9 protein-coding genes are annotated in these 13,922 nt (G+C 38.0%); all 9 read left to right on the top strand.

The genetic code is table 11. The features are described 5' to 3' along the window. The first annotated feature begins 294 nt into the window (after nucleotides 1–294). The gene (locus tag QE357_RS11570; RefSeq protein WP_198555094.1) at nucleotides 295–756 is read left to right on the top strand and encodes a DNA/RNA non-specific endonuclease; all 462 of its coding nucleotides are present in this window, start codon (nucleotides 295–297) and stop codon (nucleotides 754–756) included. A 2,059-nt stretch (nucleotides 757–2,815) separates the two neighbouring features. Beyond that, nucleotides 2,816–3,745: a sterol desaturase family protein gene (locus QE357_RS11565; protein ID WP_309707566.1), complete on the top strand. Its 930-nt coding sequence runs from the start codon at nucleotides 2,816–2,818 to the stop codon at nucleotides 3,743–3,745. A 248-nt stretch (nucleotides 3,746–3,993) separates the two neighbouring features. Then, nucleotides 3,994–7,176, top strand: a complete 3,183-nt coding sequence (locus tag QE357_RS11560) for a S41 family peptidase (protein WP_409050264.1) — start codon at nucleotides 3,994–3,996, stop codon at nucleotides 7,174–7,176. A gap of 395 nt (nucleotides 7,177–7,571) precedes the next feature. Beyond that, the gene (locus tag QE357_RS11555) at nucleotides 7,572–9,452 is read left to right on the top strand and encodes an SIR2 family protein (RefSeq protein ID WP_309707562.1); all 1,881 of its coding nucleotides are present in this window, start codon (nucleotides 7,572–7,574) and stop codon (nucleotides 9,450–9,452) included. A gap of 274 nt (nucleotides 9,453–9,726) precedes the next feature. Further along, nucleotides 9,727–10,545, top strand: coding sequence for an alpha/beta hydrolase-fold protein (locus QE357_RS11550; protein WP_309707560.1), 819 nt, complete (start codon nucleotides 9,727–9,729; stop codon nucleotides 10,543–10,545). Between the two features lie 149 nt (nucleotides 10,546–10,694). Continuing rightward, nucleotides 10,695–11,060 (top strand): DUF2200 domain-containing protein, encoded by a 366-nt coding sequence (locus tag QE357_RS11545; protein WP_309707558.1) that lies wholly within the window; start codon nucleotides 10,695–10,697, stop codon nucleotides 11,058–11,060. 545 nt (nucleotides 11,061–11,605) lie between these two features. After that, entirely contained in the window at nucleotides 11,606–11,980 is a 375-nt protein-coding gene (locus QE357_RS11540; RefSeq protein ID WP_309707556.1) for an NADAR family protein, read from the top strand. 282 nt (nucleotides 11,981–12,262) lie between these two features. Continuing rightward, nucleotides 12,263–13,096, top strand: coding sequence for an AraC family transcriptional regulator (locus tag QE357_RS11535; RefSeq protein ID WP_307143149.1), 834 nt, complete (start codon nucleotides 12,263–12,265; stop codon nucleotides 13,094–13,096). Nucleotides 13,097–13,183: 87 nt separating this feature from the next. Next, nucleotides 13,184–13,732, top strand: a complete 549-nt coding sequence (locus QE357_RS11530; protein ID WP_309707553.1) for a YbhB/YbcL family Raf kinase inhibitor-like protein — start codon at nucleotides 13,184–13,186, stop codon at nucleotides 13,730–13,732. Nucleotides 13,733–13,922 lie beyond the last annotated feature (190 nt).

Raw genomic sequence — 13,922 nt, 5'->3', positions numbered from 1 at the left:
TGCTAACTCATTCATTGTTTATTGTAAATCGCAAGAAGGTAGATCCTGTAAGGGCGGCTCTATTTTTGTATACGTATAGAGAAAGGGTAAGCCTACCTTTTAGATCTCAATGATTGAAATCGTGCTTATGAATAGATTAAATGTTCTAAAAGGGGCCTTTATCCTATGTTTCTTCGTCACCAGTTGCCGTCTCAAGCCCATTAGACCAGATGAGTCGGATAAGGTTTTGTTTACTTAGGCTACGCTGGGTTACCCCACAACAATACGGGCTTTGATCGGGGGTAGTTGTGTCCAGTGGGGGACCGCAGTGCCAGTGAAAGTGATAACTCTACCACGTTCGTACTAACTAACATCATCCCTCAGGCTCCGGCATTAAAGCAGGGTGTATGGAAACACGTTGAAGATTATTGCCGTAGCCAAGTAAAAGCGGGCTGGGAAGCGTATCAGTATGCCGGAAGTTTTGGGGATGGCGGAAAAGGAACGATGGGCGAGGCTACATCCATCGCGAATGGAAAAATCAGTGTACCTCGCCGATTCTGGAAAGTAGTGTTATTAATGCCCGCTGGAGAAAACGATCTGCAGCGAATCACAAAAGATAATGTGGAAGTATTCGCCGTGAATATGCCCAATAACCAGGATATCATTTTCCCAGACTGGAAACAATACAAGGTAAGTGTGCGGGAAATAGAAGGATTAACCGGACTTAACTTTTTTTCTAAATTACCAACCGAACTACAGAATCAGCTAGAAAACTGAGTTAATGATTCTCGGTTTAGAACAATCTGTTGTTTGGAAAATAACCATTGATTTAATGGAACAGGATTGTTGATACAGTAAACGACTGGACGCTTGCGTTTAAATAAGACAAGCCCAATTAGACAAGTAATGACTTAATTGATTTTTCAAAAAAGGCCTATTTCGGTTGTAGGGATAGGCCTTTTTTTGGGAGTAATAATAGCTAACTAGTTTATTTGAAAAATGTTTATAAATAGTGGAGTAAAGATTTTAAATTGCCATTGTCCGCTCCTATAAAATCTGACCGCTCTTATGTATACGCTTTGGCTTTCCGTACTTTTATCAGTTACTCCGCCTAAAACAGATTCGGGTTATATTTGCTTATCTCCTAAAGCCTATGCTTTTCACAACAGGGTTTGTCATGGGCTAAGTAGGTGCACACATGGAATAAAGAAAGTAAGTAAAGCAGAGGCCATTCGCAGAAATTATGTTGCCTGTAAGATTTGTTATTAGTGAGTAGAATGTTTTGAAGATGATCAGTAAAACTATTACTTGAGTGTTAGAGTCAGGAATGGCAATTGTTTGGCCAGATACTCTTGAGTAGCTACGTTAGCAAGCTAAATGAATAGTTGTAAATTTTCTGAAAATCAGATAATTGTATCATAATGGGTACCCATGTGCTCATTTGGAATAACAGGATGAGCATTGCAGGTGATGGGTTTGCTTCAATGAGCTAGTAACGAAAAATTACAGAAAAGAGGGAAGCCATACAATCAATTCTTGTGGGCTTAGACTAGTTGTAAAGCCCAGCCCATCATCTATTAAAGATTAAACTTCTTATTTTTCTACACATTCCTGCCGCTCCTGGGAATAATTTACACCCTATTAACTCTTAACGATTGCTGAGTGACCTTTTCTAATACTATTAAGAAAAATTATAAATTAGGTGCCTGATTTCAGAATGAAGCCTGCCGAAACTAGTATTTCTATTTATTAGACACTATTCGCTATTTTAAATTTTTTCATAATACAGTTTGATAGTACTCACAGCTACGAAATACAAAACATAAATGGACTCTTAAGTAATCAAAAATGCAGTTAATTACGAAGTATTATGGGTTAATAAAATACATAGAGTAGGGCTATAAGTATTTGTCTGATTGATGTGCCTAAGTATAACTAGCTGAAATAGGTAAGTATATTTTTACAACTACTGAAATAAATTTTATTTATAATTCAAATATTTTTTATTTGTAAGTAACTTTGAATAGTTAGTAATTAAAAACAAAAATTCCAGACATAATGTACGTCTGGAATTAAATAATCCGCTAATAAATAAGGAAGTCTCTTTACTTCAGTAGTTAGAGACAGTATCTTAAAATCCTTATCTGATCACAGATAAGGATTTTTTGTAATTGTACTTAAGTTTTTGTGCGTACTAATGCAGATGAAAAATAAGTTTTTACACTTATATAAAATAGTGTAATCGACATATGGTATGTGATACGTAGGCTATTTCATCTAGTTACAATGAACAATTAAGCACTAAATATAGATGGTTTTAATTATATTGGCATAAGGCAATACTTGAAAAATATTATTAGCTCTCTGAGACCCGTAGCATTTATAGCCATGGGCTCTTCATGCGAATTATGGCTTGTGAAACCTTCATCGATTGAAAATCAGTAGGAATTCCTTCGCTTCGCTGTGAAAGACAAATTGGGGTGTAAACTAATGCCCATCACTGTTTTATTAAACGTAGAGGAAGCCTACTTACAGTATCCCGATGTATATAAAATGTCATTCTTAGACAGGCTCTGAAGAGGTACGAAGTGCGGATGGTTTTAGCCTGCTCCCTGCATTATAGCTATTTAATCCTGAACGTATGGGTAACGTTAAGATTCGGAGTAAAATGATTAATCAGTTTCGAATAGAAGTACAATAAATGTAGTGAAGTAGTAAACAACTCCATACCAGGAGGGGTTATAAATGATATATTCTGGCATTTTGGTCAGCTGTTGAGAGTGAATTGTAAGTTCGCATATCAACAGATTTCTTGCTCACCAACCCAATCTATCAGATGATTGCTACACTAAAACTTCTACTTATTCAACAATCTTTATTTGGGGCACCTAAGATTCCACTGGACAATCTTGCTGAACTGGAAAAAGCAGCTCCGAACCTAATTCTCTGGGCGGTACCCGTGATGATTTTCTTTACGGCACTGGAAATGGTCATCTCGTATTTTCAGGAGAACCCGTACTACGAAAAACACGAAACCATCGGATCGATACTGACGGGGCTGGGTTCGCTGGTAGTCGGAGCGACGCTGAAATTCAGTCTTTTGTTTGCCGTCGTATGGATTTACAACCAGTTACCTTGGCGGATGTCGCTCAACTGGTGGACGTTTATTCCCTGTTACGTAATATTTGATTTGTGCAGTTACTGGGCTCACCGCATCTCCCATGAACAACGCTTTTGGTGGGCTACGCACGTGGTGCATCATTCTGGCGAACGCTATAACCTGAGCGTTTCTTTCCGATTGAGCTGGATTCAGAACCTGAAAACCATTTTCTTTTTGCCCGTAGCCCTGTTGGGTTTCCATCCCATTATCTTCTTTACGACAAACCAGATTGCCGTTTTATTCCAGTTTTGGGTGCATACGGAGTACATTCGCAAAATGCCGCGTTGGGTAGAATACATCTTTGCAACGCCGTCTAATCACCGGGTGCATCATGGTTCTCAGCCCAAGTATATTGATAAAAACTTTGGGGCAACGTTTATTTTCTGGGACCGGATTTTCGGAACGTACCAGCACGAAGACGAACCTCCGGTATACGGCATCACAACCAATATTAGCCAGAAAGCAAATCCCTTAATGATTAATTTTCACGAAGTAAACGACATCATTGCCGACGTGAAAAAAGCCAGGGGTTTACGGAAAAAACTCTTCTATATTTTCGGAAGCCCCATTGCTATTGATATGGAGAAAAAAACGGAAAGCCGCTGAAATCAATGTAAGTCCTGAGATTAATCAGGAAAGAGCTTAATTTCTAGCTAGAAATAATTCAAGAATCCCTAAACGAAAGATCGTTTGGGGATTTTTCGTTTTAGACCATTTTCATCTCAGAAAACGTTCATTGTGGCACAGAATCACACATGCTGTGCTCAAATTGCGTATCTTGCCTATCGTCTCAAACTAATACACCCATTGTGAAAAAACTGTTTACGACCCTTTTGCTGAGTAGTCTGGCCCTCATGGCTCAGGCTCAGCAAACGCCATCGTGGCTGCGTTACCCTTCGATTTCGCCCGATGGTAAAACGATTGTGTTTACCTACAAAGGAGACCTCTGGAAAGTAGCTTCGACGGGCGGCGTAGCCACGCCCTTAACGTTCCACGACGCTCACGATTTCATGCCCGTCTGGTCGCGTGATGGAAAGTCCATCGCCTTTGCTTCCGACCGTTACGGTAACTTCGACGTGTTTGTGATCAGCCTGGAGGGGGGCGAACCTCGCCGCATTACCTCTCACTCGGCGGCTGAATATCCCTACGATTTCACACCTGATGGAAAAAAGGTAGTCTTTGGTTCCGCTCGTCTGGACTTGGCCAGCAACCGCCAGTTTCCCACGGGTTCGCAGCCCGAGTTATACCAGGTTTCAACGCAGGGGGGGCGGGTTGAGCAGCTCTTTACGACACCCGCTGAGGACGTGAAGTTTAACAAAGACGGTAGTAAGCTGGTGTATCACGATAAAAAAGGCGGCGAAAATGCCTGGCGGAAGCACCATGTCTCGTCCATTGCCCGTGACCTTTGGGTCTACGACGCAAAAGCAGGTAAGCACACCAAGATTACCAGCTTTGCCGGAGAAGACCGAAATCCTATTTTCACCGACGGGGATAAAAGTCTGGTTTACCTGAGTGAAGGCAACGGCTCTTTTAACGTATATAAGTTATCGTTAGAGAACCCTTCGCAGCCTCAGGCTCTCACTTCCTTTAAGAAACACCCCGTTCGTTTTTTGAGTCAGGCTCAGAACGGTACCCTGTGTTTCAGTTATGACGGCGACCTGTATACGATGGCTGCCAATGGAAAACCTCAGAAACTGAGCATTAGTATCGCTTCAGATTCTCGCAGTAATAACGAGAAAGTAATGCCAGTTAGCGGGGGGATTCGCGGCATGGCGGTATCTCCAAGCGGCAAAGAAGTAGCCTTCCTGTTCCGGGGCGAAGTGTTTGTGAGTTCGCTGGAAGGTGGGATTACCAAACGCATCACGAATACACCCGAGCAGGAAACCGACGTAAGTTTTTCGCCCGACGGTAAAGCACTGTTGTATGCATCTGAACGGGGGAATAGCTGGAAAATCTACGAGACCCGCATCGTGCGTAAAGAAGAGCCCTATTTCTACGCTTCGACCTTAATTAAGGAAACGCCGATTATCGACAATACGAAAGAAAACTACGAACCGGAATATTCGCCTGATGGAAAGGAAATCGCTTTCATCGAAAATCGGATGACGCTGAAGGTGTATAACATCGCCTCGAAGCAGACGCGTAGCATTCTGACGGATAAGGAGTTATTCTCTATGCGGGATAATGATCAATATTTTCAGTGGAGTCCCGACAGCCAATGGTTTTTGTTTGATTACTCCATGCCGGGTATCGCTGCTGGAGAAGTGGGAATGGTGGAAGCCAGTGGCAAAGGCAAGGTACGTAACCTCACGGAAAGTGGCTTTCAGGATTACCGGGCCAAGTGGGTCATGGACGGCAAAGCCATGCTCTGGTTCAGTAACCGCGATGGCATGCGGGCAGCAGCCATGAGTGGCGGCAGTACTTCCGATGTATACGCTATGTTCTTCACGCAGGATGCCTTCGAAAAATTCAAACTGTCGAAGCAGGAAGCGGCTTTACAGAAAGAAATCGACGAGAAAAATGCCAAGTCGGATACGACGAACAAGAAGAAAGATCCGAAAGTAGCGAAGAAAGACAGCGTGAAAAACGTGTTGATCGAGTGGGAAGGGCTGTCGGATCGGAAGGCGAAACTCACCATTCACTCGTCTTCGCTGGCTGATGCGTTGATCAGCAAAGACGGTGAAACGCTGTATTACCTGGCTCGTTTTGAGAAGGGCTTTAATCTTTGGTCAACGAACCTGCGGACGAAGGAAACCAAGATGCTGTTACCGCTTAACTCCGGCGGTGGATCGATGGTGTGGGATAAAGATCAGAAAAACATCTTCTTAAATACCGAGGGCCGCATCGTGAAAATTGATCCGGCATCGGCCAAGCAGGAAGGTATTAACGTTGGTGGAGAAATGCTATTAGATACAAAGGCCGAGCGTCTGTTCATGTTTGAGCACGTATGGCGTCGTACCAAAGAGACCTTCTACACGGGTGGTTACCACGGTATTAACTGGGACAGCTACAAGCCTGATTACGAAAAATACCTGCCGCATATCAGCAATAACTACGAGTTTTCAGAGATGCTGAGTGAGTTACTGGGCGAGCTGAACGTGTCGCACAGCGGTTCATCCTACGGCAGCTTTAACGCCAACGCCGATCAGACAGCCTCGTTGGGAATTTTCTACGATCCGAACTTTACAGGTACGGGCGTGAAGATCGATGAAGTCATTGCGAATGGACCATTAGCGAAGGCGAACCTGAATGTGAAAGCGGGTATGATTATCGAGGCCATCGACGGTGAAACCATTACGCCTGAGCGTGACCTGCCGTATTACCTGAATCGCAAGGCAGGTAAGAATACGTTACTAACGATTCTGGACGGTAAAGAACGCCGCGAAATCATTGTGAAGCCAGTTTCGGCGGGAGAGGAAAGTTCTCTGCTATACCGTCGCTGGGTGAAACGAAACCAGGACGAAGTGGAACGACTGAGCAAAGGCCAACTGGGTTACGTGCACATTCCGGGCATGAACGACGGAGCGTACCGCATGACCTACGAAGAAGTAATGGGCAAGTTTGCCGACAAAAAAGCCATCGTCATAGATACCCGTTTCAACGGCGGCGGCGACCTGGTGGCCGATCTGGCGATGTTCCTCTCGGGCAAGAAATTCATGGATTACACTACAGATACCCGCAGCAACGGCTACGAGCCCAACTTCCGCTGGACGAAGCCAAGCATTTCGCTGGCCAACGAAGCGAACTACTCCGACGGACACTGCTACGCCTTTACCGTGCAGGAAATGAAGCTGGGTAAGCTGGTAGGTCAGCCCGTACCGGGCACATGTACCTTCGCCGGCTGGGAATCTTTACAGGACAACAGCGTCCGCTGGGGCGTGCCGCCACTGGGCGTAAAAGCCATGAACGGCAAATACCTCGAAAACTGGCAAACCGAACCCGACGTAAAAGTCTGGAACGATTACGAGCAGGTAAGTAAAGGAAAAGATCAGCAGTTGGAGAAGGCTGTGGAGGTGTTGTTGGGTGAGGTGAAGTAAGTTATTTGATTGGATTTTTTATGGCCCTGGCTTTTTTTGGAGCTGGGGCTTTTTGTTAATGAAAGTGTTCACTAACGATTCTGATATTAAGTTGATGTAAGGATATCAGAAGATCAAGTTAGTACCATTGGTGAATACACATCAACGTAAAAAAAGGTTATTAAATACTTTGATTTTTACTTGTAAAATAGCAAGTTGCTCAAGTTTTTAATTAGATAGCAATAATGGCCGCTATTTTTAATCAATAGAAGCTGAATTGCAGGTAGATTTTGGGCCAATATTGATTTTATGTTACTATTATTTAGAGATTATAGTAGCTTATGTATATAAAAAGTAATTTTAATCAATTGATAGTACTATGTGAGCTTTACAACCAATAAAACTACTTAAAAAAAATGTATAAAGATAATTTATTTAATTTAATTAGGAACGAAGACGTCATAATGTGGGCAGGTGCAGGTCTTTCCCTTTATGCAGGATATCCTTCTGGAAATGAGTTGTGTACTATATTATATAATAATCTATCAGAAGATGAAAAAAAAGAAATAAACAAAAATTCTAATCTTCAAGATTTGTCGCAAGATATTTATAGATTAAAATCATCCAATAAGAACTATATAATAAAAACCTTAAAAAGTGTTTTCGAGAAACGTCCCGAATCTACTATGATTCATGAAATGATTTTCAAAATACCTCATTTTAAAACTATAATAACTACAAATTATGATAATTTATTTGAGATAGTATATAGAGATCAAGCAAATATCATATTAAGTCATAGAAATATTCCTTATATGGGAAAAGATAAAACCAATATTTTTAAAGTGCATGGTGATTTAAATAATCCAGAAAGTATTATAATTACTAAGTCGGACTATAATAATTTTTTTAAAGAAAATTCGGAATATGATACTTTTTGGACGGTAATAAAAGAGCGACTTTCTACAAATTCCGTTTTATTTATTGGATATAACTTAGAAGATCCAAATATATCAGTAATATTTGATAGAATAACTGATAGCCTAAAGGATAATAGAAAAGAAAGTTTTTTGATTGCTCCAAGATTACCCCAATATAAAATTAATGATCTATTGAGAAAGGGTATTGTATATATAGATTCTACAGCCGAGGATTTTCTAAATGATTTGACATTGCATTTAAAGAATAATATAATTGAAGATTTGGAAAATAATAATGTATCGGCTGAAATATTTAGAAAATTTCTTAAGAATTCTAATTTATCTCCTAGTTTATTAGCAAATGAAAATAGTTTTAGTCTTCAATCATTAAATAGTATAAATAATAAAGAAATTAAAGGAAATTTTACTTTTGAGTTAAAAAAAGATGATGATTTTATAAATAGAATAAAAGAGCTAACTGAAGGGAAAATTTTTGATGAGATTTCACTAAATAAAGAGATGCTAAAAAATACAGAATTATTTTTAGAGGGTATTAGGCTTTCAAAGCCTGGTGAAATTGTAAACATTAGTATAAAGCCTAATCCTGAATTTGAATCAATAGTTAATTTTAGGTTTGAAAATGGTTTTGAATTTGATGAATTTCCTATTAAAATTTTTAGAAGCAATAATTTAGTAGAAATTCATTCTTTACTTAAAACAGCTGAGTTAAAACTTAAATTAAATATTGAAGAAATTAATAGTATAAAAATAAAATTTAAATATACACATAATGATATTTGCAATAAAGTGAATAATGAATTAAAATTTTTTATGTTTTTAAAAAATTTTACTCAAGAACAAAAGTTTATTGTTTATGGTGAAAATAATAAAAAGATTAGCTACAAAACAATACAGTTTGATGAACTTCGAAAAGAAGCAGAATTTTTTATAAATTATTTCGAAAAATTACAATTCATCGAAAGAAAGTATGATATTCTTTTTAATGATTTTTATTTTAATGAAATAACTGATGAAAGTTATCGTTTGTTGAATTTTATTTACGATATTAGTAATAAAGGATATGTTATGATGAATTTTAAAGGAGAGTTAAATTGTGAACTAATTGAAAGTTATTTAGATGAAATTATAAAGACAATACAGGAAACGGAAAATGAAAATCTTCCTATGGTGGTTCAATTTAATGAAGAAGAAACAAAAAATTTACATGGTCAAATAATAAGTTTAGGATATAAAAAAATAGAATATTTAAATTCATATTTTGCCAATATAAATGAAATTATATCTAGGACATCTAATGTGGCTAAAGTTAAAAGTAGGACAGGAAAATGCCGCTTGTCATACGTGAAAGATATATAATTACACTCTATATTCCAAGTGTTAAGCTCGCAGAGCAAGCACTTGGGAGTAGTAATAAAGGTAGTATACAATTCCCGTTAGTCGAAGACGGTCCCTTACACATTTTTTCGAATGACGCCCGGCAAAGAATGCTTTACCTAATATCCATACTAGCTAGAGAATTATTATTTAATTACTTATCAGTATTGGCAGTACCGTCGTTTCAAATACGTAAACCGTTGAGCACAAGTTTAAAACGTCAGTACGGAAATATTAATCAACAAAACAAAAAACTATGAAATTCATTTATTATAACTTACTAGTTATACTGGTAGTACTGACAAGTTTTTCAACAGTATCACACCCAAACGACCCAATTCCTGAACACGAAACTTTTAAAGTTTACTCTAAACAAATTGGAGAAGAAAGAACTATTAATGTTTGGACGCCAGTAAATTATAAAACAAACGCAGACTCATTCCCTGTAATGTACATGGCAGATGGAGGAATAGAAGAAGACTTTCCTCACGTGGCAAATACTTTGGCTAAACTGATACAAGAGAATAAAATAAAACCTTTGATTCTGGTAGGAATTGAAAATACACAAAGACGAAGAGATTTGACAGGTTTTACCGAAGTAGCAAAAGATAAAGAAATCGCACCAGTGGTTGGAGGTTCAGAAAAATTTAGGTCTTTCATCAAAGAAGAACTTTTCCCCGAAATAAACAAACGATATAGAACAACCACTGAAAAAAGCATTATTGGCGAATCTTTATCAGGACTATTTGTTGTTGAGACATTTTTTCTTACCCCTGACATGTTCGATAATTACATTGCGTTTGACCCGTCTCTTTGGTGGAATAATCACTATTTGGTAAGAAATACAAAAAAATATTTAGCCAATTTTCCTAAAGCAGAGAAAAGAATTTGGTTTGCAGGCTCCAATACAGAAGGTATTTTAGAATATACAGAGGACTTGGCAGAAATACTTAAAAAAGAAAATTCCTTAAACGTGAAATGGAATTATTCACCCGAGCCCAAAGAAAAACACAATACAATTTTTAGAGCAACAAAAGAAAAAGCAATCAGTTGGACATTAAACAAAACTGAATAAAAGCTATATGTATAACCCTAACTGTTTCGAGTGATGCCCGACATAGAATGCTTCGCTTAACACTCGAACAGACTGGGTAAATCATTATCTTTCCTGCTGCAAGTTATTCCATTCGTATTCAGTGTATCTATCCTTTTGAAAATGCTCTTATGAACCCTTCAGCTACGCACGATCAGCGGATCGCTACGATGACGTTCGCGTCCGTGTACCCGCATTACGTAATGAAAGTGGAAAAGAAAGGCTGTACCAAAGAAGAATTGCATCAGGTCATTGAATGGCTGACTGGATTTGATGATCAGAAAATTCAGGATCTGATCAATGAAAAAGTATCTTTTGAATCTTTTTTCAAACAGGCTACCCTGAATCCCAACGCTCATCTGATTACCGGAACCATTTGTGGCTATCGAATTGAAGAGATTGAAAACCTGCTGACCCGGCAGGTTCGGTATTTGGATAAACTCGTAGACGAACTAGCGAAAGGCCGGGTGATGGAAAAGATTTTGCGAAAAAGCTAAGCAAGGATACAAACTGTTTTAAATGTTAAGTTTTTAAATCAATCAAATAATACCTCTTTCGCTAGAATATTTGGTATTGACTGGTCGATGTACTTGCAAATGGGTAGACTAATAAGCAAGTCACGAAAATAAAAAAACTGCTATTCTTAATATGGGTATATAGGCTATTATTAGCCTAATCAAAATAAGACAAATAGCAGCGTACTACGCTTTGTGAAATGAGAACTATCGATGTTATTTTGAGGAAGTCATATCAAGAGAAAACTTCTGTTTAATTTAATATAGAAAGAATAGTGTCTGGCACGATTACTAACTTGAAAGTACTCGTACGAGACGAACCTAACCGAATTGAAAAAGAATAGAACATGACGTACAATTTAGAGTGGTTGATAACCAATTTCGAAAAAGGAAAACGAATAAACTATTTATTCTTCTGGGGACATCAAAAAAGCAAAAGTGGAGAGCTGACTCCGTCGTGTTTTAGTCAATGGTGGCCATCGCCTTTTCTAGTTAATCAAGTAAAATATAATACTGCTTAACAGTGGATGATGGCTCAAAAGGCACTTTTGTTTGAAGATAAAGAGACGTATGATAAAATTATGGTTTCAAAATCACCAGCAGAAGCAAAAGCATTAGGGAGACAAGTAAGAAATTTCGATGAGACCCTTTGGAATAGCAGGCGATTTGATATAGTAGTTGAAGGAAGTTTGCAAAAATTTACTCAACATAAAGACTTAAAAGAGTTTTTACTGAACACAAACGAAAAAGTTTTAGTAGAAGCCAGTCCAGTAGACAAAATTTGGGGTATCGGTCTGGCAGCAGACGATGATAAAGCTGAAAATCCCAAGCTCTGGAATGGCTTGAACTTACTCGGATTCGCCTTAATGGAAGTTAGAGATAAAATAAGGAATGAAGAGTGAAAGAATTCAAAATCAGACCTTAGGTCATAGAAGTCCGATACGTTTGCGAAAGTAAAGGTGTTCAAAGAAAATGAAGATAGCACGGCAGTTTCTGCTAGGATTAATGGAAACGCCAAGTGCTTGTCTTTTATGAATGAGTATACCTTTACTGCACTGAGTGATACTTCTCGGCCTGGTCACTCGGAATAGCATCTCTTCAAAGGGCATCAATTGACGATCTGTTGCCTTAATACTGAGAAGAGACACGGTTTAGAAGAATAAGGAAAGCAACGCAAAAACTAAATGGACATTATTACAATTCCTGACGAGCTAAATTCAGAGAACGCTCTATCAGTTCAGGTTATAAACTATACCAACTCAAAGGAAATTTCTAGACAACAAATTATTTTAAACCAAAATACACTTAGCTTTTTAACCGAAGGGACTAAAGAAGTTATTTTTAATAATTCAGCTTTATCAATCGATAACTCCAAATTTCTTCTAATGAAATCGGGACATTGCTTGATGACCGAAAAATTTTCTCATATAAAAAATTACAGAAGTGTTCTTTTATTCTTTACAAATGAAATGCTACTGAAACTTTTACAGAAAAGGGGGATAGATAAAATAGACTCTAAAGAGTACAAATCAGTTTATGCATTTGAATATGATGGGTTTATTCAAGGGTTTGTGAAAAGTCTAATGGATATTTCTTTGCTTTCAAAAAATATACAGCAAAAGTTACTTGAAGTTAAATTAGAAGAAATAATGGTGTATTTGACGGAAATATATGGAACTGCATTTTTGTATTCATTTATAGACAAAAGTGATGATGTTACCCAGAAGTTCATTCAAACCATTGAAAGTAATCAATTGAATAAATTAACCTTAAAGGAATTAGCCTTTTTATGTAATATGAGTATATCCACTTTTAAAAGAGAATTTGAAAAGCAATATTCTGAATCGCCAATCAAGTGGTTCCAAGATAAAAGACTGGAACATGCAAATCGTCTACTCCGTCATGCAAACAAAATCCCTTCTGAGGTCTATTTTGAAGCAGGGTACGAGAATTTGTCAAGTTTCATACAGGCATATAGATCTAAATACGGCTTCACACCCAAGCAGCATAAAAGTTGATCTTTTTGCAACAGTTTTTGAACTTTTCTCATCAGTTGAGCTCCATCGCTAAAATTAACTTTGCCTAAAATTTTAAATCATGATAAAATGAAAAAAGCAAGTTTAATGGTTGTATGGTTCTTAATGTTTACAACAGCAGCTTTCGGACAGGAAACCTTTACATTATTTAGCAAAGATTTAGGGGGAGGAGCCACTAAAACACAGGAGTTCAATGGATTTGGCTGTTCAGGAAGCAATCAATCTCCTCAATTGTCCTGGAAAAATGTACCTCAAGGAACAAAAAGTTTTGCCATCACTATGTATGACCCTGATGCTCCAACAGGAAGCGGATTCTGGCATTGGGTAGTATTCGATATTCCTGCCAGTGTGAATGAAATGGTAACCAATGCCGGAAACGTTAACTTAAATCTGGCCCCTAAAGGTGCTGTTCAAAGTATAACGGATTACGGAATCAAAGGGTTTGGTGGGCCTTGTCCACCGGAAGGACATGGATTTCATCAATATATCATTACGGTTTATGCCCTGAAAACGGATAAGCTTGGGTTAAACGAGAACGTAAGTCCGGCAATAGTGGGTTTCAATCTGTGGAATCAAACATTAGCTAAAGCAAGTATAGTAGCCTATTACAAACGGTAAAAAATCACCCAAAGGGATTGAAATATTCTTTCAATTCCTTTGGATGTAAAGTTTTCCATCGTTCTTTTAAATACTGTAAAATAAGATCAGGCATTCTATGCATCCACATAGATTACTTCCAGTAAGACTTATTATATATTTTGTTGAATAATTTATTGATTTATTTTTATTTTGTTAGAAGTTTATTATT

Origin of the sequence: Siphonobacter sp. SORGH_AS_0500, from assembly GCF_031453245.1 — a bacterium.
Lineage (GTDB): Bacteria > Bacteroidota > Bacteroidia > Cytophagales > Spirosomataceae > Siphonobacter.
Note: the sequence above shows the minus strand (reverse complement) of the source record. Positions and strands in the feature narration are given on the sequence as shown.

What these genes read in the sequence shown, in the direction of transcription:
- QE357_RS11530 (WP_309707553.1), top strand. Translation starts at nt 13,184, where the DNA reads ATGAAAAAAGCAAGTTTAATGGTTGTATGGTTCTTAATGTTTACAACA.
- QE357_RS11535 (WP_307143149.1), top strand. Translation starts at nt 12,263, where the DNA reads ATGGACATTATTACAATTCCTGACGAGCTAAATTCAGAGAACGCTCTA.
- QE357_RS11545 (WP_309707558.1), top strand. Translation starts at nt 10,695, where the DNA reads ATGAACCCTTCAGCTACGCACGATCAGCGGATCGCTACGATGACGTTC.
- QE357_RS11540 (WP_309707556.1), top strand. Translation starts at nt 11,606, where the DNA reads ATGATGGCTCAAAAGGCACTTTTGTTTGAAGATAAAGAGACGTATGAT.
- QE357_RS11550 (WP_309707560.1), top strand. Translation starts at nt 9,727, where the DNA reads ATGAAATTCATTTATTATAACTTACTAGTTATACTGGTAGTACTGACA.
- QE357_RS11555 (WP_309707562.1), top strand. Translation starts at nt 7,572, where the DNA reads ATGTATAAAGATAATTTATTTAATTTAATTAGGAACGAAGACGTCATA.
- QE357_RS11560 (WP_409050264.1), top strand. Translation starts at nt 3,994, where the DNA reads ATGGCTCAGGCTCAGCAAACGCCATCGTGGCTGCGTTACCCTTCGATT.
- QE357_RS11565 (WP_309707566.1), top strand. Translation starts at nt 2,816, where the DNA reads ATGATTGCTACACTAAAACTTCTACTTATTCAACAATCTTTATTTGGG.